Source organism: Pseudoalteromonas luteoviolacea (assembly GCF_001750165.1).
GTDB lineage: Bacteria > Pseudomonadota > Gammaproteobacteria > Enterobacterales > Alteromonadaceae > Pseudoalteromonas > Pseudoalteromonas luteoviolacea_G.
The window spans coordinates 2,845,993-2,868,938 of the sequence record NZ_CP015411.1 but is presented as its reverse complement, the minus strand read 5'-3'; the positions used below and the strand labels follow the sequence as shown (position 1 = coordinate 2,868,938).

Sequence of the window (22,946 nt, the reverse complement as noted above, 5' to 3'; positions counted from 1 at the left end):
GCTGTTACCTATCATTGCAAGGAGTTGCTATCTATTATGCTTAGATTTTGAAAGTAGCCCAAATTGGTGCATGATCAGATGGTTTCTCTATGCCTCTGAGTTCATAATCTATATCACTTTCAGTACAGGTGGCCATTAAGCCTTCTGTAGCAAGCACGACATCGATACGTAATCCTCGGTTATCATTAAATCCTTTTGAGCGATAATCAAACCACGAGTATTTTTCTTGTGCGTCTGGTGTTAATTCTTTAAAGGTGTCTTTTAAACCCCAGTCCATTAATGTTTTAAGCCACTCACGCTCTTCTGGCTGGAATGAGCATTTACCCGTTTTTAACCACCGCTTCATATTGGCATCGCCAATACCGATATCACTGTCCGTAGGTGAGATATTAATATCGCCCATAACAACAAGATTAGCATCTGGAGATTCATTGGTATTGAGGTGGGTCATTAAATCTTTATAAAATTGACGTTTATACGGAAACTTAGTCTCGTGGCTAATATTGTCACCTTGTGGGAAGTAACCATTCATGACCGTGATATCCTTGCCGCTTTCAGTCTCGAATACGCCCGTGATCATGCGTTTTTGAGCTTCTTCAGTATCTGTTGCAAACCCTTTTAGGATAGATTTTGCAGGTTTTTTTGATAACAAAGCTACGCCATAATGGGCTTTTTGACCATGAAAGTACACGTTGTAGCCCATCGCTTCTACATCTTCGATTGGAAAAGCTTCATCATGCACTTTAATTTCTTGTAAGCCTATTACGTCAGGTTGATGTTTGTCGATAAGTGCTTGAAGTTGGTGCAGTCTAGCTCTAAGGCCATTGATATTGAAAGAGATAATTTTCATATATAAAAGTCATAGGTAAATAAAAATGAGTGTATCATTTTTACTTATAAGATAGGTGAAAAGTTTACTTATAAAGGCTTCTTAATTGTTAATTTTTTTTACCATTCTAGCCAGTTAAATCGACATGTTTATGAAGTTGTTAATTGATCATTAAATAGTCAAAAAAGTTTATTTTTATCATTTACAGACTTATTTTTGGTTATATAATGCGCAGCAATTCGTTCTTTTGAGGTAGATTATGTTTAAGTCTTTCACTATTGCTGCACTTGTTTCTCTTACATCAACTGGTGTTTTTGCATCTGAAGCTCATAGCTTTAAAGCAAGCGATGCATCTGCAATTTCTAAAGTATGTGAGGTTGCTGCCAACCAAGGTTTAAGTGCTGCAAGAAAAGAAGGCGCACAACATGGTGTGTTTATTTCTCGCTTCTCTGAAACTGTAAAATGTAACGGTGAAGACATTCGCACATTTGCTAAATCTAAAAGTGAAATGCAAATAGTGAAACAAAAGACTCAATCAAAGTTAGTGGCAAAAAATACATCAGTAGCAACTGAATTGTGTTTGAAGGCAGCTAAAGAAGGCTTGGACAGTTTAAAAACATATCGTGGTCAAGTTAGAAGCTTAAAGTGTAATAATCTGCCAGTTAAGCAATTTGTTCAACAGGTTAACAAAACAGCCTTGTAATAAGTAACAGAATAAAGTTTTAAACCCAGCATTATTGCTGGGTTTTTTTATACCTATATTTTGAGTGTATCAACTTCAGGTTAAGCTTATCCCATTGGGTTTATTTTTTGTAAATTAATAGCGTCTCAAATGTGTTTTTATTGTTTTTTCTATGTGTTATAAATGTTGTGGAGATGTATTCTAATAACACTACGGAGAAGAAAGATAATGAAAAAGGGGATTACGCTAATAGCATCTGCGGTCGGTATTGCATTGCTTGGGGGGGCAAGCCCAACATTTGCAAATGACGGCGAGGTTGAACGAATAGAAGTAACTGGTTCACATATTAAGCGCTCTGACTTGGAAGGGCCTTCACCAATTCAAACGATTTCTGCAGGCGATCTGGCCGCAACTGGATCGACAGATCTCATCGGTGCATTACAAAAGTTACCGGTTGCTGGTGCTGGTACATTCAGTACACAGGGTAACTCAAGTGATGATACTGCAAATGGTGGTTCAAGCGTCGCTTTGAGGGGATTGGGCGCTTCGTCAACCTTGGTATTGATCAATGGGCGTCGCGTTGCAGTGAGCCCATTTGCAAAAGATATTGAAACATCTTTTGTCGACTTAAATACCATTCCAGTGTCATCTGTTAAGCGAATAGATGTTTTGAAAGACGGTGCTTCAGCAACTTATGGTTCTGATGCCGTTGCAGGGGTAATTAATATTGTTTTACGAGATGATATTGACGGATTTGAAGTTGCAGGCAAAATATCTGATACCGCTGATGGCGGCGCAGAGGAAGAAAATTTTACGCTTTTATGGGGCAGTTCGACAGATAAAGGGCATCACAATTTTTCGTTAGATTATTTCAAACGCGGCGATGTATTTTATGCGGATAGAGACTACGCATCTACGGCAGATCAAAGGTTCAGGGGCGGTAATAATGCACTAAGCTCTTCTGGTATTCCGGGTAGTATTGAAGTAGTAAGATCTGATGTAACTGACGCTCAATGGGAAGCTTTACCTGTAACTCGCGTTGAAGATGACGGCACAAAAGTAAGACAAACTTTATTTGCTGATGTGTGGGGTTCAGATACATGTCCTGAAAATATGATCATTGGTGATATTTGTCGCTACGATTATGCACCACATATGACACTTATTCCCTCTACAGAGCGTATCAGCTTTAACTATAATGGCGTACAAGAAATCACTGACGGTGTAGAAGGTTTTGCAGAATTCTCTGCACAACATACGTCAACGTTTATTCAAGGTGCGGCCAGCCCAAGTTTTACTGAATTATTTATGTCGGGTGATAACCTGAACCATCCTCTTGCAGATCAGCCTGACCACTTTCTTCATGGTGTAGATATTTCTATGCGACGACGAACAGTCGATATCGGTAACCGTAAAAAAGACGTTGATTCTGAATACTACCGAGCAGTTATGGGGATGCGTGGTGAGTTTAAAGAGTGGGATTGGGAGTTTGCCTATTCTGCTATTCGTTCTAGCGCTGTAGAAAAAGGGTTTGATGGCTTTCCAAACAAAATTAGAGCTCAGGCTGAAATAGACAATGGCAATTGGAATCCATTTGAGCCTAGCCAAAATTCTCAAGAAACATTGGACAGAATTGAAACAACGACGACCCGTTATGGTGCATCCACTATGCAATCATTTGATGCGACCATCTCTGGGGAGCTCTTTGAGTTTGGTGATGGGTATGTTGCGGCTGCATTTGGTTTAGAGCATAGATATGAAAAAATAGAAGATAATCCAGATAGCCAGTATTTGAATGGGGAAATATTTGGAACTGAGGCGACGCAAGCAAATGGTGATCGTGACAATACTGCCTTGTTTGCTGAATTTAATGTGCCAGCAACTGAAAACCTAGAGCTGCAACTTGCGTTACGTTATGAAGATTACAGTGATTTTGGTAACACTACGGACCCGAAAATTGCATTTCGTTGGACACCACTTGAAGAAGTTGTGGTTCGTGGTTCATGGGGGACCGCATTCAGGGCTCCTTCACTGGTACAACTACATTTAGGTAAAACAGAAGAATCTCCGAGCGTTATTGACCGTGAACGCTGTAAAATCACCAAAGATCCCTTAGATTGCGAACCTTTTGAGTATACTGCTGATGTAGCCGGTAACAAGAGCTTGCAACCTGAAGAGTCTACCAACTACAACTTGGGTGTAATTTGGCAAGCATCTGATGAATTTAGTATTGGTCTAGATTATTGGAATTATGACCAAGACAACTTAATTAAGAAAATTGGTGCTCAAGAGATAGTGGATTGTTGTGGCGATGACACAAGTCTAGTAATTCGAGATCCAAGTACAGGAGGCACGCCTGGTCGTATTCGTCGTATTAAAGATACATTCGTTAATATTGGTGGCAGAAAAACAGATGGTATCGATATTGATCTAGAGTACAGATTACAAACGCAAGATATGGGGGAGTTTAAGTTTGGTTATAACGTTACTTATGTAATGAGCTATGACGAAGAGCTGATCCAAAATGATGCGAATGGCAATCCGATTACTGTTATAGAAGATGAAAATGGCGAGTACCAGCACCCAGATATGCGTTGGAATGCCCGAATAGATTGGGCATTAGATGACTGGGTGGCTAATTTTAGTGTGAATTACATTGATTCATATAATGATTTAGCTGATAGCGATGGCAATAAATTTAAAATTGATTCTTGGACAACGATAGACACCAGTGTCACATATATTGGTTATGAACAATTAACCTTGACCGTGGGTGCCTCCAACCTGACTAATGAAGAAGCACCATTTGCACCGTCTGAAACAATGGGTGTAGATAATAAAACCCACAGCGTACTCGGACGTCAGGCTTATTTAAAGTTTGCTTATAAGTTCTAATACACGTTAAGTTTTTATTTTAAGGCCCAGTCGTATTGGGCCTTTATTTTACTTTCTGTTAGAAGTTAAAAACGCTCGATAACCATTCTTTCAGTTCAATTACTTCAATAAACCGCGCATTGATTCTATCCTTTATCACATTACCTTATGGAGTTCATTCTATGAACGCTTACAAATTTATTGTAACGGGTGTTGTTCAGGGTGTTGGCTTTAGATATCACACGAAGATTAAAGCTTGCTCTTTAGGACTAACAGGGTTTGCCAAAAATTTACCAGATAGAAGTGTGGAAGTAGTCGCAATAGGGCAGGAAAAAGACATTTTATCGCTCGAAGCGTGGTTAAAAAAAGGGCCTGTTATGGCAAGAGTTGAGTCCGTAAGCAAAGAAAGTGCCGATGAAGCCTTAGTAAATGGCTTTGAAATATTTTAAATAGTGAAAAATTTTGGATAATTACACAAGAATATTGCTGTAAACTAAATCTTACAGAACAGGAGTGTTTTTAAAAAAATACAAAATTTGACATAAAAAAAGAGGCTATTTAGCCTCTTTTTTCAAATAAAGTGAGCAATTAACGCTCACCTTGATCTTGGTAATCACGCGCCGTGTAGCCAGTGTAAAGCTGACGAGGGCGACCGATTTTGTGACCTGCTTGAGAAAGCATTTCATTCCAGTGAGAAATCCAACCAACTGTACGAGACATAGCAAAAATTACTGTGAACATGCTAGTTGGAATACCGATTGCTTTAAGAATAATACCAGAGTAGAAGTCTACATTCGGGTAAAGCTTCTTCTCGATGAAATACGGGTCTTCTAGTGCTATTTGCTCTAGTTTCATTGCAACATCAAGAAGAGGATCTTGGATATTCAATTCTTTAAGCACTTCGTGACAAGTTTGACGCATTACTGTAGCACGCGGGTCGAAGTTCTTGTAAACACGGTGTCCGAAGCCCATAAGACGGAACGGATCGTTCTTGTCTTTTGCTTTCGCTACATACTCGTCGATACGGTCAACAGAACCGATTTCTTCTAGCATTGTAAGACATGCTTCGTTTGCACCACCGTGTGCAGGGCCCCATAAAGACGCAATACCAGCAGCGATACATGCGTAAGGGTTTGCACCTGAAGAACCAGCTAAACGTACCGTTGACGTCGAAGCGTTTTGCTCGTGGTCAGCATGAAGCATGAAAATACGGTCCATTGCTTTTGCAAGCACAGGACTTACTTTGTATTCTTCTGCTGGTACAGAGAACATCATGTGTAAGAAGTTTTCTGCATAGCTTAGGTCATTACGCGGGTATACAAAAGGTTGGCCTACATTGTATTTGTATGCCATTGCAGCGATAGTTGGCAGTTTAGCAACTAGTTTAGTTGCACAACGCATACGCTGTTCTGAGTCTGAAATATCTAAATCATCGTGGTAGAAAGATGATAGTGCGCCTACTACACCACACAGCATTGCCATTGGGTGTGAATCAACACGGAAGCCTTGGAAGAAAGCAGCAATCTTCTCATGCATCATAGTGTTGCGTGTGATCTCATCAGAGAACGTATGAAGTTGCTCTGCGTTTGGTAGTTCACCGTTTAGTAGTAAGTAGCAAAGCTCGATGTAGTTTGAGTTTTCTGCTAATTGTTCAATCGGGTAGCCGCGGTGAAGAAGCACACCTTTTGCACCATCAATGTAAGTAATAGATGATTCACAAGAGCCAGTCGACATGAAACCAGGGTCATATGTGAAGAAGCCGTGAGCACCTAAAGTACGAACGTCGATAACGTCTTGGCCTGCTGTGCCAGAGTGGATCGGTAGTTCGATTGGATCGTGCCCATCGATATGGACTGTGGCTTTCTTATCTGCCATCTATCTTATCTCCTATGAAATAACAACATTCTGATTGTTATGTTGTGATACTAATGTTAAGCAAATTCAGATCATTGTAACTTATAAATGGGGTGAAAAGTCAATTTTTCTAAGAATTATGCAAAAATGTATAATAAGTATTCTAACCAGATTAAATATTATACCATTGGCTAATTCGCAAGCGTACGAAACTAAACAAGAATTGTAAAAACACGCACAGCCTTATATACTGTCAACGGTTTTATACCGTGTCGTCTGTGGGTAAACCTATTTTTACATCGAAGTTTTACAGGCAAGTGATCTTTTAAGTGTTTAAACAGGTTTATCTAGAGTGTGCCATTTGTGCATGTCGTGCAAGTGGGTTGATAAAAACAAGTAGATGAAGCTCTTATCGAGCAAAGATGGGCAAGTAACTGTGAAAAAGCAAAGACCTGTAAATCTAGATCTTACGACTATATCTATGCCAGCAACGGCAAAGGCGTCGATCTTACATCGTGTCACTGGTGTCGCGTTGTTCTTCGCGCTGACATTTGTCATTTGGGCGTGGTCTGAATCTCTCTCTTCTCCTGAAGGTTTTGAATTTGTTAAAGAGCTTATGACTGGCTTTGTTGCAAAATTCATTGCGTGGGGCACCTTGGCTGTATTGTCTTACCACATCATTGGCGGTATCCGTCACATGATTCAAGACATGGGCCACTGGGAAGAGTTAGAGTCGGGCAATGCAAGTGCTAAAATTGCAATCGCCATTTGGGTAATCGTTGCGATTCTTGGTGGAGTGTGGATATGGTCTTAAATCAAGCAACTCTGAAACGTGATGGTGTACAAGATTATGTATCACTTCGCGCAACAGCATTAATCATTGCAGCATACGCTGTATTTATCGTGGGCTACTTAGCGTTAACTCCTGAATTAACGTATGAAGCATGGACTGGGTTGTTTGACAACTTGGCTATGAAAGCTGCAACTATTATTACACTTGTTTGTATAATGGTTCATACTCGTATTGGTCTTTGGCAAGTTCTTACTGACTACGTCAAGTGTTCAACAATGCGTTCAGTTTTAGGCTTTGTATTAAATCTAATGGCACTTGCATATGTTGCTGTTGGTTTGTTTGTTCTGTGGGGTGTTTAAGTGAAATATAATGTCCGTGAATTTGATGCTGTAGTTGTTGGAGCCGGTGGTGCGGGTATGCGTGCTGCACTTGCTATTTCTGAGTCAGGCAAGACATGTGCTCTTATCTCTAAAGTATTCCCAACTCGTTCTCACACAGTATCTGCGCAAGGTGGTATTACAGTAGCACTTGGCAACTCTCATGAAGATAACTGGGAATGGCACATGTACGATACTGTTAAAGGTTCTGATTACATCGGTGACCAAGACGCTATCGAATATATGACTAAAACGGGTCCTGAAGCTATTACTGAATTAGAAAACATGGGTTTACCATTTTCTCGTTTTGAAAATGGCCGTGTTTATCAACGTCCTTTTGGTGGTCAATCTAAGCATTTTGGCGGCGAGCAGGCTGCACGTACAGCAGCTGCAGCTGACCGTACTGGTCACGCACTTCTTCATTGTTTGTACCAGCAAAACGTTAAAAACAAGACGAACGTTTTTTCTGAATGGTATGCACTAGACCTTGTTAAAAATGACAAAGGCGACGTAGTTGGTGTTACAGCGATCGAGATCGAGACAGGTGAAGTTGTTTACTTCAAGTCTAAAGCTGTTGTACTTGCAACTGGTGGTGCTGGACGTATTTATGCGTCAACAACGAATGCACACATCAACACTGGTGATGGTGTTGGTATGGCTGTACGTGCTGGTATCGGCATGCAAGACATGGAAATGTGGCAGTTCCACCCAACAGGTATTGCAGGCGCTGGTACACTGGTAACTGAAGGTTGTCGTGGTGAAGGTGGTTACCTTCTAAATAAAGACGGCGAGCGCTTCATGGAGCGTTATGCACCTAACGCCAAAGACTTAGCCGGTCGTGATGTTGTTGCACGTGCAATGATGACAGAGATCCGTGAAGGTCGTGGTTGTGAAGGTCCTTGGGGCATTCACATTAAGCTGAAGCTTGACCACTTAGGTGAAGAGATGCTTAACCTACGTCTACCTGGCGTTTGTGACTTATCTAAAACGTTCGCACACGTAGATCCTGCAAAAGAGCCAATCCCAGTAATCCCAACATGTCACTACATGATGGGTGGTGTACCGACAAATGTAAATGGTCAGGTACTAGACGTAGATAACAATGGTAATGAACGTATCGTTGAAGGTCTGTTTGCGGTAGGTGAGATTGCTTGTGTATCTGTACACGGTGCAAATCGCCTAGGTGGCAACTCGCTACTTGACTTAGTTGTATTTGGACGTGCAGCAGGTAACTTCTTAGGTTCTTACTTGAAAGACTTTGAATCAACTGGTGAAGCGTCGAAAGATGACGTTGATCAAGCGTTTGCTCGTTACAATCGCTGGGAAACGTCTGAAGTTGGTAAGGGTGAAGACCCTGTTCAAATCAAAAAAGACTTACAAGAGTGTATGCAGCTTAACTTCTCGGTATTCCGTGAAGGTGATTCAATGGCTGATGGCCTTAAACAGCTTAAAGAAATCCGTGAACGTCTTCAGTATGCACGTCTTGACGACAAGTCAACTGAATTCAACACGCAACGTATTGAGTGTCTAGAACTAGATAACTTGATGGAAACAGCATACTCAACAGCAGTTGCTGCAAACTTCCGTACAGAAAGCCGTGGTGCACACTCAAGATTTGACTTCCCTGAGCGTGATGACGAGAACTGGTTATGCCACTCGATGTATCACCCACAAAGTGAGTCAATGACAAAGCGTGATGTTAACTTTGCGCCGACCACGCGTGAAGCATTCCCACCTAAAGCTCGTACGTACTAGGAGTTAAACGATGGCAACAGCAACTTTAGAATTATCTGTTTATCGTTACAACCCAGATGTTGATACTGCACCTCGTATGCAGGAATACAAACTTGAGGTTGAAGAAGGTCGTGACATGATGGTGCTTGATGCACTACTTATGTTAAAAGAGCAGGACTCGACATTGTCTTTCCGTCGTTCATGTCGTGAAGGTGTATGTGGTTCTGATGGTCTAAACATGAATGGTAAAAATGGCCTTGCATGTATTACTCCATTGTCTGCTCTACAAAAGAATGGCAAAGGTAAAATTATCGTACGTCCACTTCCTGGCTTGCCAGTAATTCGTGACTTGGTAATTGACATGAGTCAGTTCTACACTCAATACGAGAAAGTAAAACCTTTCTTGATCAATGATAAGCCAACTGGTGGTGAAGAGCGTCTTCAATCTGTTGAAGATCGTGAAAAGCTAGATGGCCTTTACGAGTGTATTTTATGTGCATGTTGTTCTACTTCATGCCCATCATTCTGGTGGAACCCAGATAAATTTATCGGTCCTGCTGGACTTCTTCATGCTTATCGTTTCTTGGCGGATAGCCGCGATACAGCAACTGAAGAGCGTTTAGCTGGTCTTGATGACGCGTTCAGCGTATTCCGTTGTCACAGTATCATGAACTGTGTTAGCGTTTGTCCGAAAGGTTTGAATCCAACCAAAGCGATTGGACATATTAAATCTATGCTGTTAAACCGTTCGGTTTAAAGCATATTATTATCTTAAGATGGCATGCTGAGCATGCCATCTTGTTTTCGTTTAAGTTTAAGTTTCTGCGCTAGAGAAAAGGGCTAATAAATGCACGAAGGTGTGATGAAAGCATGGCTGGAATCTTCTCACTTATACGGCGGCAACGTTGCATATGTAGAAGATTTATATGAGGCGTATCTTGACGATGCGGCTTCAGTGCCAGAAGAATGGCGAGAAGTGTTTGATCAACTGCCTAAAGTAGAAGGTGTTGATGTTGATATTAAACATTCCGATGTAAGAACACAATTTGCTGAGCTTGCTAAGAACAAACACAGAGAAGTAGTAGTTTCTGCAGAAGGTGCGGCAGATGCAAAACAAGTGCGTGTGTTGCAGCTTATTAATGCATTTAGATTTAGGGGCCACCAAAATGCCAATTTAGACCCGTTGGGTTTATGGCAACGTGATCGAGTGAGAGAGCTCGAGTTGGCTTACCACGATTTAGATGATGTGGATCACGATAAAGAATTCAACGTTGGCTCTTTTGCCTGTGGCAAAGAGACAATGAAATTAAAAGACTTGTACGCTGCGTTAAAGTCTACCTACTGTGGTTCAGTTGGTGCAGAGTACATGCACATCACATCAACCGAAGAAAAGCGCTGGTTACAACAACGCTTAGAAGCCGGTTTCTCCAAGCCTCAATTTAGCAAAGAAAACAAACTACGTTTATTGCAAGGCTTAATCGCTGCAGATGGTCTTGAAAAATATCTTGGTGCTAAGTTCCCAGGTGCAAAACGTTTCTCACTAGAAGGTGGTGATGCACTAGTACCGATGCTTAAAGAGCTGGTACACAGAGCTGGTGAAAGCGGCCAAGAAGAAGTTGTTATCGGTATGGCTCACCGTGGTCGTCTTAACGTGCTAGTTAACGTCCTTGGTAAGAACCCTCAAGAACTATTCGATGAATTCGCTGGTAAATATGGTGAGTCTGCAGGTTCTGGTGATGTTAAGTACCACATGGGCTTCTCTTCTGATTTCGCGACGCAGGGCGGCGATGTTCACATGGCATTGGCGTTTAACCCGTCTCACTTAGAAATCGTTAACCCAGTGGTAATGGGTTCAGTTAGAGCTCGTCTTGACCGTTTAGATTGCGCAAGTGGCTCTAAGGCACTACCAATCACTATCCATGGTGACTCGGCGATTGCAGGCCAAGGTGTTGTACAAGAGACATTTAACTTATCAAAGACACGTGCATACGGTGTTGGCGGTACTGTTCGTATCGTTGTAAACAACCAAGTTGGTTTCACAACGTCTAAACCAGAAGATACGCGTTCTACAGAATATTGTACTGACATCGCTAAGATGGTTCAGGCGCCAATCTTCCACGTTAACTCTGACGACCCTGAAGCAGTTGCATTTGTAACGCAGGTTGCGCTTGATTTCCGTAACAAGTTTAAGCGTGATGTTGTTATTGATTTAGTGTGTTACCGTCGCCATGGTCACAACGAAGCTGATGAGCCAAATGCAACTCAGCCTCTAATGTATCAAAAGATCAAAAAGCACCCAGTACCGCGTCAGCTATACTCTGACAAGCTTGTAGCTGAAGGGGTATTGTCTGCACAAGAAGCAAAACAGCTTGCTGATGACTACCGAAATGGCTTAGACAATGGTGTGTGTGTGGTTTCTGAAATTCAGCCAGAGACGAAGCATTCATCTGAGTGGTCTAAGTACGTTGGTCATGACTGGGATACACCTTACGAGACAGAAGTTTCTGTTGATAAGCTCAAGGAGCTTGGTGAAAAGGTTGCTAGCTACCCAGAAGATCACAAAGCACAGTCTCGTGTTAAAAAAATATACGATGACCGTAAAGCGATGGCAAAAGGTGATAAGCCGCTCGATTGGGGTATGGCCGAGACACTTGCATACGCGACTATGGTTGACCAAGGCACTGACATTCGTTTAACTGGTCAAGACTCTGGCCGTGGTACTTTCTTCCACCGCCACGCAGTTGTTCATAACCAAAACGATGCTTCTACTTATTTACCACTGCAAAACATCAGCCCAGAGCAGGGTACTTTTGAGGTATATGACTCAGTACTTTCTGAAGAAGCTGTTTTAGCATTTGAATACGGTTACGCGACTGCAGAGCCTACTTCACTGGTTCTTTGGGAAGCACAATTTGGTGACTTCGCGAACGGTGCACAGGTTGTATTTGACCAATTCTTAAGTTCTGGTGAACAAAAGTGGGGCCGTTTGTGTGGCTTGACTTTATTGCTTCCGCACGGTTACGAAGGTCAAGGCCCAGAGCACAGCTCTTCTCGTATGGAGCGTTACCTTCAGCTTTGTGCTGACCACAACATGCAAGTGTGTGTACCAACTACGCCAGCGCAAGTGTATGCAATGTTACGTCGTCAATCAGTGCGTCCATTACGTCGCCCATTGATTGTAATGACACCAAAATCATTGCTACGCCACCCATTAGCGGTTTCTAGTCTTGAAGAACTATCTGATGGTGTTTTCCACAATATGATCGATGAAATCGATGAGATTAAGCCGGAAAACGTAGAGCGCGTTGTATTCTGTAGTGGTAAAGTTTACTACGAACTACTTCAAGAGCGTCGTAAGCTAGAACTAAACAATGTCGCTATCGTTCGTGTTGAGCAGCTATATCCGTTCCCTCACAAAGAGATGGATGAGATCATGGCTCGTTACCAACATGTAAAAGATTTCGTATGGTGTCAGGAAGAACCACAGAACCAAGGCGCTTGGTACTGTTCTCAACACCATTTCTGGGAAGCAATTCCAGCAGGTGCGAACCTAACATATGCTGGTCGTAAAGCATCAGCTGCACCAGCATGTGGCTATATGTCTACCCATACTAAAGAACAAAACGCGTTGATTGCTGACGCATTAACAATTAAAAAATAAGGAATAAGAGATGACAACCGAAATTAAGGTGCCTGTTCTTCCTGAGTCAGTTGCAGACGCAACCGTTGCGACATGGCATGTAAGCGTTGGTGATACGGTAAGCCGTGACCAAAACCTAGTTGACATCGAAACGGATAAAGTCGTTTTAGAAGTTGTAGCACCTGAAGATGGTGTAATTGTTGCTATTTCTGAAGAAGAAGGCGCGACAGTATTAGGTGAGCAAGTAATTGCACAAATCGGTGCTGCGGGTGCGGCACCAGCTCAATCAAATGAACAACCAGCAGCGCCAGCAGCAGCGGCGCCAGCAGCAGAAGGTAAAGAAGTGGACATTAAAGTACCAGTACTTCCAGAGTCAGTAGCAGACGCTACAATCGCAACTTGGCACGTTCAACCAGGTGAGGCTGTAAGCCGTGACCAAAACCTAGTTGACATCGAAACAGACAAAGTTGTTTTAGAGGTTGTTGCACCTGAAGATGGTGTAATGGGTGAGCACTTGCACGCTGAAGGCGATACAGTTCTTGGCGAGCAGGTTATTGGTAAGCTTTCTGCAGGTGGCGCACCAGCAGCGCCAGCACAAGTAGACGCAGCACCAGCAGCTTCTGACGAAAATGCTGACGTACTGACTCCATCAGTTCGTCGTCTAATCGCCGAAAAAGGCCTAGATGCTTCTCAAATCAAAGGCTCTGGTAAAGGCGGTCGCATCACGAAAGAAGATGTTGACGCATTCCTAAAAGCGCCTGCAGCTAAGCCAGCAGCAGCGCCTGCAAAAGCAGCGGCAGCAGCACCAGCTGCGCCTGTAGGTGACCGTACTCAGAAGCGTGTGCCTATGACACGTCTTCGTAAGACAATTGCTAACCGTCTTCTTGAAGCGAAGAATTCAACAGCAATGTTAACCACGTTCAACGAAGTAAACATGAAGCCTATCATGGACCTTCGTAAGCAGTACAAAGATGTATTTGAAGAGCGTCATGGTATTCGTCTTGGTTTCATGTCTTTCTACGTGAAAGCAGTAACAGAAGCGCTTAAGCGATTCCCTGAAGTAAATGCATCAATCGACGGTGATGACATCGTTTATCACAACTACTTCGATATCAGCATCGCTGTTTCTACACCTCGTGGTCTAGTAACACCAGTACTTCGTGACTGTGACAAGCTATCTGTTGCAGAAATCGAAAAGGGGATCCGTGAGCTAGCACTTAAAGGCCGTGACGGTAAACTAACTGTTGATGATATGACAGGTGGTAACTTCACAATCACAAATGGTGGTGTATTCGGTTCACTACTTTCTACGCCTATCATCAACCTACCACAGTCTTCAATTCTTGGTATGCATAAGATCCAAGAACGTCCAATGGCTGTAAACGGTAAGGTAGAAATTCTACCTATGATGTACTTAGCGCTTTCATATGACCACCGCCAGATTGATGGTAAAGAGTCAGTTGGTTTCCTAGTGACAATCAAAGAATTACTAGAGGATCCAACACGTCTACTTCTAGACGTTTAATCAAAAGATTAAATCTTAAGCTGTATGCGTGCAATTAAGCAACATACAGCTTTTTTTTTGCGCCTTTGGTCTAACTGGGGTTTTATTACTACGCCGTGGGATCTATACTATGGGCGCAATTTGGGATAGCTGATTATTTGCATAAATATTCAGCATTTTTAGTATAAAAAATTGGATAAAGCATCATGAATTTGCATGAGTATCAGGCAAAACAACTTTTTGCCGAATATGGTTTACCTGTATCTGAGGGTTTCGCTTGTGACACTCCTCAGGAAGCAGTTGAAGCTGCTGGTAAGATTGGTGGCGACAAGTGGGTCGTTAAATGTCAAGTACACGCGGGTGGCCGTGGTAAAGCTGGCGGTGTTAAGCTAGCTGATAGCAAAGACGAGATCCGCGCATTTGCTGAAAACTGGTTAGGTAAAAACCTAGTAACTTACCAGACTGACGAAAAAGGTCAGCCTGTTGCTAAGATCCTAGTTGAAAGCTGCACTGATATTGCAAATGAGCTATACCTTGGTGCTGTTGTTGACCGTGCTTCACGTAAAATCGTGTTCATGGCTTCAACTGAAGGTGGTGTTGAAATCGAGCAAGTTGCTGAAGAAACTCCAGAACTAATTCACAAAGCAGAAATCGATCCACTAGTAGGCCCTCAGGCATACCAAGGTCGTGAGCTAGGCTTCAAGCTTGGTCTAAACCCAGCTCAGATCAAACAGTTCACTAAGATCTTCCTAGGTCTTGCGAACATGTTCATCGATCACGATTTCGCACTTCTAGAGATCAACCCTCTAGTAATCACTGACGAAAACAACCTACATTGCCTAGACGGCAAGATTGGTGTTGATGGCAACGCGCTATTCCGTCAGCCTAAGATCCGTGAATTCCACGATCCTTCACAAGAAGATGCACGTGAAGCTCACGCTGCAAGCTTCGAGTTAAACTACGTTGCTCTAGACGGTAACGTTGGTTGTATGGTTAACGGTGCAGGCCTAGCGATGGGTACAATGGACATCGTAAACCTACACGGTGGTAAGCCAGCTAACTTCCTAGACGTTGGTGGCGGCGCGACTAAAGAGCGTGTATCTGAAGCATTCAAGATCATCCTTTCAGATGACAACGTGAAAGCAGTACTAGTAAACATCTTCGGTGGTATCGTTCGTTGTGACATGATCGCTGAAGGTATCATTGGTGCAGTTAAAGAAGTTGGTGTAAGCGTACCAGTAGTTGTACGTCTTGAAGGTACTAACGCTGAAGCTGGCCGTGAAGTACTAGCTAACTCTGGTCTTGACATCATCGCTGCTGAATCACTAACTGATGCTGCAGAGAAAGTAGTTGCTGCTGCGGAGGGCAAATAATGTCTGTACTAATTAATAAAGATACTAAAGTAATCTGTCAGGGTTTCACTGGTGGTCAGGGTACTTTCCACTCAGAGCAAGCTATCCAGTACGGTACGCAAATGGTTGGTGGTGTTTCACCTGGTAAAGGTGGTCAAACTCACCTTGGTCTTCCAGTATTCAACACTGTACGTGAAGCTGTAGAAGCAACTGGCGCAACTGCGACAGTAATCTACGTACCAGCTGCATTCTGTAAAGACGCTATCTTAGAAGCTATCGACGGTGGCATCGAGCTAATCGTTTGTATCACTGAAGGCATCCCTACATTAGATATGGTTGATGTTAAAGTGAAGCTAGAAGAAACTGGCGTTCGTATGATCGGTCCTAACTGCCCAGGTGTTATCACTCCGGGTGAGTGTAAGATTGGTATCATGCCTGGTCACATCCACTTACCTGGTAAAGTAGGTATCGTATCTCGTTCAGGTACTCTTACTTATGAAGCAGTTAAGCAAACTACTGACGCTGGCTTCGGTCAATCAACATGTGTTGGTATCGGTGGTGACCCAATCCCAGGTACTAACTTCATCGACGTACTAGAAATGTTCCAGAACGATCCTAAGACTGAAGCAATCGTAATGATTGGTGAGATCGGTGGTACAGCTGAAGAAGAAGCAGCAGAGTACATCAAACACAACGTGACTAAGCCAGTTGTATCTTACATCGCTGGTGTTACTGCTCCTCCGGGCAAGCGTATGGGTCACGCTGGTGCAATCATCTCAGGTGGTAAAGGTACTGCTGATGAGAAGTTCGCAGCTCTAGAAGAAGCAGGCGTTAAGACTGTTCGTTCTCTAGCTGAGATCGGTGCTGCACTTAAAGAAAAAGCTGGTTGGTAATCATTTACCATTCAGGTAAAAAGGCTCCCTAGGGAGCCTTTTTTGTTCTTATTATCTGCTCTCAATAGCAGTTTATACACAGTGTTTAATTAACTTGCCAATACGGCTTGTCATTTCTGTCTACATAAAATACACATACGCTGATTGGCTAAAAACGGTACTCTCATTTTCTGAGGTTTTATAGAGCCTTATATCATAAAATAATGCGTTTATTGTGATTGCCGTGCAGACGCATTCTGTCGAGTTTTATATAGCTGTGTTCAAACTATCTAGGGGAGGCATAGGTGTTGCGTAATGAATTTTAGTCAGAAGCTATACCTATACCAGTCGCGTTTTCAGAGAATAGCTATCAGTATGCTCAGAATGGTTAATCGTATGACGTCGTCTAATGAGGTTACATGAGAGAGCATATAAACTGGTTAGATAGGTGCTATGCATCGTAATTTTCTATAGATACAGACTTTGATGTAGTGGGTAATGTACTACTGTTACTCCAAGCTATTTTAAAGGCGTTTAGTCATATGTTTGAAAATTGGTATTTTGACCAAAGGCTCATTTACTAACTAACAGGTACTAGGTGTAAGTATATGTGCCTGCTTAAATTTCATTTCAATATATTTCATCTCTTATTATTAGTTTTTATTTTAAACTAAGGCCTAATTTATCTTTTAAAGCCACTTGTAATTAAATGTGCTTGAAGTGGTACTATATTCCTTGTTATAAACATCAACTTGATGCGATTAAATATAGGTAACACTATGTCCAAGAAGGACTTTGTTAGTCATTTGCTGACTGAATGCGACGTCATGATCCGTTACGCTTCAGGCGAAGGAAAGACCATGCCAAGCTATATCCCTAATACTGTTTATCAATTACAAAATAAGCAAGAAATGAATGAGGGTGAGAATTATAGCCTGATGTTAGAGCATGAATTGACTGCCTTAACTAAGTGTCATAAAGAGTTATCTTTACTGGTTTATCCAGCTAAACCTTTGACATTAGCAATCATGGACAAAGAGTCTACCTCGGTTAGCTGGTTAAGGTTTTTAGGCCCTGTCAAACTAGTTCGTCATATGTCTTTGCTGGCTCTTTTCTTTTTAATCTCCATCATTGCACTATCTATATCACCTGAAGTAAATCAGAAAACCATAAATGAAGGTTTATTTAATTCAGAGGGTAGGGTACTTTTGTTGAATCAACTTTTCTTGCTCTGTTGCGCGGGACTTGGGGCTACATTTGCGTGTTTGCATAAATCTCGGAGTTTTATTCGGATGTGTAACTATGACCCTAAGTTTGATTCAACATACTGGTCGATGGTAATTATGGGATTTATGGCAGGCTTAATGATTGCCGAACTGATCCCAACCCAAGAAATCACGCAAAACCATTCTTCTTTAGGCGACTTTCATAAGCCGTTGGCAGCATTGCTAGGTGGTTTTTCCGCAGATGTGATATACAGCGTGTTAAGTAGATTGGTTGAAGTGGTTAACCAGCTGATGGGAAGCACAGATCAGAAAACCAAAGAAAAAGTAAAAAGCGGGCTGACACGAGCTGATCTGGCAGAGCAATTACAGCAACAAAATAAAGATATCAAAGACACTATCTCGCAAAGCCAATTATTAAATAAGCAACTCTTGTCTACGATTGGCAAAGAAAATCAAGCCTCGTTATTCAATCAAGAGCAGTTACATCAGGCTTCTCATCATGAGAGTGTAACAAGTGCAAAGCCGGCTAAAGCAACCTCGGCAGATAAGCCTAAACCGGCTTTAATGGAGTCTTAGTATCACGAGAAACAATGTATCATCGTAGCAGGTATAGAACCCGTAATTATTGTACATTTCGTAATAAAGGATTACATTTAAAGCGAGAGAAAAATTACGGGTTTTAATATTTGCTACTAATTATTGTTTTCATAGTTTCGTTGCTTTTTACTTTTCCTGCATTCGGGGTGACAACAGATCAGCTCTTAGAGTACGAGACGGCGGCTGCCACCTCACCATCTACATTGCTTTCTTCTAAAGAGCCTGACGAGTCTATTGATGAGGTTTTATGGCTCACTTTAAAAGCCCGCGCCGCTTTTTTTAGAGGAGATATTGAAACAGCTGAAGCGACTTTTGATTCTGCAAAGTTAAAAGTTCAGGCATTCCCGCTAAAGTTGTCTTCTGGGTATTGGTTTCTGTATCGTGCTTTTTTTTCCATAGAGCAAGGAGAGTTGGACAAAGCAAAGCAGTATATCAAGCAAGCGCGACTGTGTTTCACCCAAAATAAAGCGACTGACTTTCTTATTCGGACTCATGCAATGGAGGCGGTTATTTCGGTTTGGCGTGAAGAATACAGCTTTGCGCTTAAATCACTTCAGTCAGCCCAAGCGTCACTCACACGCAGTGAAAATAAATCTGACAATATTACGAGAATGATGGTTTATGATAGTTCTACGGCTTACTATTCGACATTGAAGTTTTATGTAAAAGCATTGGGCTATGCACATCAGGCATATGATTTAGCTCAGCGGTCTCAAAATTTGTTAGATGGTTTACCTATTAAGTACAATTTATGTTTGACATTGTTACGTGCTCAGCTGATCGAGAAAGCGCAGCAGTGCTATCAGAAAATGTATAATGTTTCTGAGCTACATAACTTACCTAGATATGAGTTTTGGGCTTTGTCTGGGCTGGGGAAAATTGCTCTATCAAATAAAAAATTTGCTGATGCCGTAAAATACTTGCAAGCTGCAAGACAGACACAACATAATGCGATCGTGAATCCTGCACATATCATCGTTTTGCATAACAACTTGGCTTATGCGTTTTCTCAGTTGAAATTGTTCGACTCTGCCTTGGAGCAAATTGCGTTATCAAAGCAGCTCTTAAAATCATACAATAGTGCGCTTAATAACCGATATATTCGCCAAACATTAAAGATTGAAGCTGATGTTTATCAATCTAAACAAGATTTGCCTCAAACAATTTCTACACTGCGCACATACATTCGCTTGCTAGAAGAAAGTGAGTTAAAAACTCAAAGTAAGTTAGAAAATAATACCGGTGCTTCGATTGTGCTAGAACAACCTTCAAGGGCTCTACAACAAGTGAACTCAATCGATAAAGGCAATCATTCAAAAGCGCTTAAACAAGCTCAAATTATTATAGTTTTACTCATCATCGCTCTATGTATTTCTATTATTTACTTTAGGCATTCAAAGAATAATTTGGTGCATACGCTGAATTATACAGATGTGGTGACAGGACTGTACAATCGCAGATACTTTATTGAACAGTTTGAAGGAATATCCAAGAAAAGCCTAGATTATGCGATGGCATTGATTGAAATAACGCCAGAGAAAACTGAGTCATCATATTGTTCAGATGTTGATGAAAGTATAATCAAATTTGCAGCGCACCAGCTATCAATGCAGTTTCGGGATGATGGTGATCTCGTATGTCGAGTCAGCGATCAAGAATTTGTTATTTTGTGTCAAGGCATGAAAAAGCCGATATTACAAAAACGATTAGCAATTTTACAGCATTTATTTGCGACGCATGAAAGCGCGACTTCACTGCAAATTTCAGGAGCCTTGATATGCTCCGAAGAAGGGGATTTTGGCAATATTTTTGCTGAATTAGAAAGCCGCTTAAGTCATGTTAAACGCACCGCGAAAGGGCAGGTGGTCGCATTTTGACCACCGCCATTCAGTCGCTTTTATCTCAATAGGTGTAACTGATATGTTGGAAGAATCGCATCGTTACATCTTGCTTTTCAGGGTTGATAGGCATCTGGGTAATAAATCGCCTAACCATGGTTTCGACATTGTTCATAAATTTTCCATACCCAGCGTCTTTATTATCAGCGTCGCTGGCTACGATGACAAAATGCATAACATCGCACAAATATTGCCCGTCCCATATGGTATGGGTTTGGCCATCTACCAGAGAAGTATCGAAACTTAATTTTTGTAGTTCTCTATTATGTGCAGACTTATCAATTTGACTATTTCGTATAATTGGCATTCTGCCATCGGCTACAAACCCAATATGGGACAGTTGTAGTTGATTACAGGTGGTTAAGAGCTTGTCTTCTATATGTCTATAAAACCCAGAATAGTCTCCAGGGCGTAACAAGTGCTGATATTCAGTTTTAATCGCTCTAGTTATGGGCACTGAAAAGGTGACGTAAGTGATCTCGCTATGCGCTTCTGGTAATGAACAGTTTCTAGCTTGGTAGCGAGGATATAAACTCCTAAGCTTATATCCATATGTTTCTCTGTGACCTTTTACTTTTGAAAATATATCGTAAGTTAGGTGCTGATGGTCCCTAACTTTGAAGTTCATCTTCTCTTTTTCGTATTGTGTTTGTAATGCGTCAAGCGCACGTTTTACTTTATTGTGAAACGCTGCTGCATTTGCTCTTAATTCATCACCCGTCGCTAAAAATAGTAATCTAATTTTTCTCGCTTTGTGTCCTTCATCACGATAGATTTTGTGGGCTTCATGATATTTGGGATTATAAAAGAACAGTATTTGTTTATCAGTTTGTAAGCTATAGGCTTCTTCATGATACCTTACTACTGGCAACTTATCGTTTACGATAAGTTGGACATTGTAGAGTTCATATTCGTCACACAATGCAAATAGTTTTCTCGCAAGCCTCTGATATGCGCTTTCTAAATCATCAAAATGGCTATAGAAAGAGTCTTCAGGTTTAAACTCAGCCAGAATATAGTGATTATTGCGAGCATTGGTCGGAATATAGACGCGATGTAAATTCAATGATGCCATTTTTAATCCTTAACGGTACACCTAGTTTGAGCTCATATTATTGAATTTAAGTGACGATTTTATTGCGCTGGAACAAAAGTTGTCACAAAACTCAACTGGTATTAAATAAATCGCTTAATTTCATAGTTGTGCTTGTACCACTAATTAGGATAACTCATTAGACAAGTAAATGATTCTCGTTTAAAGTTTTTGTGTATTAAACAGGAACGACATAAATGAATCTATTGCCTTTGAGTGACCGTTCACTCAATTTTTTAGCTTTAGCAGAAGCAAATAAAAAAAATGCCAATTCTTGTGACCTAGCAATTTTAGAAGGTCATTATGATATGCAAGTACTTTCAACCAGTATCGATAAAATCGCAAGTTTACACCCCATAATGCAAAGTCGAATAGTCAGAAAAGGGTTAAAGTATTATTGGAAATATGATGAGATGCTTTATCCCGAAAAGCTGGAATTGGATTGGAGCGACTGCTTTCAAGATGCAGAGCAATGGCATGCTGCATTGCGCCAGTACGTAATTGATAACCCAGTCGACCCTTATTCAGGTTCGCCAGTTAAATTCGTGTATATTCGATTTCGACAACGCAGTGCATTGTTATTTATCTCCTCACATACCGCATCCGATGCACGAAGCGGATATATTCTATTTGAACAGTTGAACTCACTCTTGCTCAACCAACCGCTTCCAAGAAAAGACAATAGCTTTTGTGAAGAGCATATGCTTTTTGATAGAGTTAAAGTCAAAGCTTTGCTAAAGGCTAGCGCTAAATTAGCTGTTGATTTATGTAAGTCAAAAAAAGCGATTGCGGTCAAAGGCTCAGAACAGTGGCGAGTTGATTATCATGACTTTGGCTTGGAGGCAACAGAAGCATTGAAAAACTGGTCTAATCAACATCAGGTCTCTGTGAATGTTGCGCTTAATTACATATTAAATAAAGCGTTAAATGATGGTCATAAATACACGGTTCTTGAAACTATGTCACTGAGGGGATTAGCAAAGAAGGATCTCGCTGCCTCATATAATAATTTAATTATGCCATTCGGTTCAGAAATCGGAGGCGAGAGCTATTGGATTAAGGCGTACCAAGCACGTTTGCAGGAGTTGAAACTTGGAGGGTATAAGGTGCACCAAGCAGAGCAGCGGATACAGTCTTATTCAATCAACCTAGTACCAAAGTGTGCACTTAAGCTACTTGTTGAAGGTTATAAAAGGTTGTTTCTAAATGGGAATGTGATTCTGTCGAATTTAGGAAAATTGGAGTTTGATTTAAATTATATTGGATCCCTTAAGATTTTGGACGTTTATAATTTTAGTGTGCCGTTGCCTCCTGCTGGTTTAGCTCTGGTGGCCAGTACATATAATGGTCGATTGCGTATCTCATTTGCTTATAGAAACAAGGCTGAACCATTATTTGTTCAGGCTATTGAACGAGAGCTAGCTGATTTGAATAATTAAATGTCAATTGCGCTTAACATACAGTGTAGTTTTAGGTATGTGTAAGCGCTCTAAAAATTGGGCCTTACATTTTTCACTCCTATGCTAAACATAAATTGATCCACCAAGTTCTATCACTACAATCCGCTTTGACTTCATTTCAAACACTGTGTAAAGCAGAATAAAGTTATACATGAAGTAAA

17 protein-coding genes are annotated in these 22,946 nt (G+C 41.4%); 14 read left to right on the top strand and 3 right to left on the bottom strand.

Annotated features, from left to right (window positions below; translation table 11 throughout):
• Window positions 1-40: 40 nt before the first annotated feature.
• Complete coding sequence (gene xthA, locus S4054249_RS12115) at window positions 41-850, bottom strand: exodeoxyribonuclease III (protein WP_046356217.1); 810 nt, start codon at window positions 848-850, stop codon at window positions 41-43.
• Between the two features lie 238 nt (window positions 851-1,088).
• Here xthA and S4054249_RS12110 point away from each other — a divergent pair, with 238 nt between their 5' ends.
• The 3 genes from S4054249_RS12110 (at window position 1,089) to yccX (ending at window position 4,834) form a co-directional block, all read left to right on the top strand.
• A complete protein-coding gene (locus tag S4054249_RS12110) occupies window positions 1,089-1,532 on the top strand; it encodes a hypothetical protein (protein WP_046356218.1) in 444 nt (147 codons plus the stop codon).
• Between the two features lie 207 nt (window positions 1,533-1,739).
• Window positions 1,740-4,406 carry a TonB-dependent receptor plug domain-containing protein gene (locus tag S4054249_RS12105; protein WP_046356219.1) on the top strand — a complete coding sequence of 889 codons (2,667 nt, stop codon included), beginning with the start codon at window positions 1,740-1,742 and terminating at the stop codon, window positions 4,404-4,406.
• A gap of 161 nt (window positions 4,407-4,567) precedes the next feature.
• Window positions 4,568-4,834 (top strand): acylphosphatase, encoded by a 267-nt coding sequence (gene yccX, locus S4054249_RS12100; RefSeq protein WP_046356220.1) that lies wholly within the window; start codon window positions 4,568-4,570, stop codon window positions 4,832-4,834.
• Between the two features lie 139 nt (window positions 4,835-4,973).
• Here yccX and S4054249_RS12095 read toward each other — a convergent pair whose 3' ends face one another.
• Entirely contained in the window at window positions 4,974-6,260 is a 1,287-nt protein-coding gene (locus S4054249_RS12095) for a citrate synthase (RefSeq protein WP_046356221.1), read from the bottom strand.
• 415 nt (window positions 6,261-6,675) lie between these two features.
• On the opposite strand from S4054249_RS12095, the gene sdhC reads away from it, so the two are divergent.
• The 10 genes from sdhC (at window position 6,676) to S4054249_RS12045 (ending at window position 20,211) form a co-directional block, all read left to right on the top strand.
• Window positions 6,676-7,053 carry a succinate dehydrogenase, cytochrome b556 subunit gene (sdhC, locus tag S4054249_RS12090; RefSeq protein WP_145925080.1) on the top strand — a complete coding sequence of 126 codons (378 nt, stop codon included), beginning with the start codon at window positions 6,676-6,678 and terminating at the stop codon, window positions 7,051-7,053.
• Complete coding sequence (gene sdhD / locus S4054249_RS12085) at window positions 7,044-7,391, top strand: succinate dehydrogenase, hydrophobic membrane anchor protein (protein ID WP_039609795.1); 348 nt, start codon at window positions 7,044-7,046, stop codon at window positions 7,389-7,391. Before sdhC ends, sdhD begins: the two co-directional genes overlap by 10 nt.
• A complete protein-coding gene (sdhA, locus tag S4054249_RS12080; RefSeq protein WP_046356222.1) occupies window positions 7,392-9,164 on the top strand; it encodes a succinate dehydrogenase flavoprotein subunit in 1,773 nt (590 codons plus the stop codon).
• Between the two features lie 10 nt (window positions 9,165-9,174).
• The gene (locus S4054249_RS12075) at window positions 9,175-9,900 is read left to right on the top strand and encodes a succinate dehydrogenase iron-sulfur subunit (RefSeq protein ID WP_046356223.1); all 726 of its coding nucleotides are present in this window, start codon (window positions 9,175-9,177) and stop codon (window positions 9,898-9,900) included.
• 90 nt (window positions 9,901-9,990) lie between these two features.
• A complete protein-coding gene (gene sucA / locus S4054249_RS12070) occupies window positions 9,991-12,804 on the top strand; it encodes a 2-oxoglutarate dehydrogenase E1 component (protein WP_046356224.1) in 2,814 nt (937 codons plus the stop codon).
• A 10-nt stretch (window positions 12,805-12,814) separates the two neighbouring features.
• Window positions 12,815-14,308 (top strand): 2-oxoglutarate dehydrogenase complex dihydrolipoyllysine-residue succinyltransferase, encoded by a 1,494-nt coding sequence (gene odhB / locus S4054249_RS12065; RefSeq protein ID WP_046356225.1) that lies wholly within the window; start codon window positions 12,815-12,817, stop codon window positions 14,306-14,308.
• 185 nt (window positions 14,309-14,493) lie between these two features.
• Window positions 14,494-15,660 carry an ADP-forming succinate--CoA ligase subunit beta gene (gene sucC, locus S4054249_RS12060; protein WP_046356226.1) on the top strand — a complete coding sequence of 389 codons (1,167 nt, stop codon included), beginning with the start codon at window positions 14,494-14,496 and terminating at the stop codon, window positions 15,658-15,660.
• Complete coding sequence (sucD, locus tag S4054249_RS12055) at window positions 15,660-16,532, top strand: succinate--CoA ligase subunit alpha (protein ID WP_046356227.1); 873 nt, start codon at window positions 15,660-15,662, stop codon at window positions 16,530-16,532. Before sucC ends, sucD begins: the two co-directional genes overlap by 1 nt.
• Before the next feature lie 758 nt (window positions 16,533-17,290).
• On the top strand, window positions 17,291-18,313 hold the full coding sequence (locus tag S4054249_RS12050; RefSeq protein ID WP_145925017.1) for a hypothetical protein: 1,023 nt from the start codon (window positions 17,291-17,293) through the stop codon (window positions 18,311-18,313).
• Between the two features lie 167 nt (window positions 18,314-18,480).
• Complete coding sequence (locus tag S4054249_RS12045) at window positions 18,481-20,211, top strand: GGDEF domain-containing protein (protein WP_145925016.1); 1,731 nt, start codon at window positions 18,481-18,483, stop codon at window positions 20,209-20,211.
• Window positions 20,212-20,236: 25 nt separating this feature from the next.
• Here the strand turns inward: S4054249_RS12045 and S4054249_RS12040 are convergent, their stop codons facing one another.
• Window positions 20,237-21,307 (bottom strand): DUF3083 family protein, encoded by a 1,071-nt coding sequence (locus S4054249_RS12040; protein ID WP_046356229.1) that lies wholly within the window; start codon window positions 21,305-21,307, stop codon window positions 20,237-20,239.
• A gap of 215 nt (window positions 21,308-21,522) precedes the next feature.
• Between S4054249_RS12040 and S4054249_RS12035 the strand changes: the two genes are divergently transcribed.
• Window positions 21,523-22,764 carry a hypothetical protein gene (locus tag S4054249_RS12035; RefSeq protein ID WP_046356230.1) on the top strand — a complete coding sequence of 414 codons (1,242 nt, stop codon included), beginning with the start codon at window positions 21,523-21,525 and terminating at the stop codon, window positions 22,762-22,764.
• Window positions 22,765-22,946 lie beyond the last annotated feature (182 nt).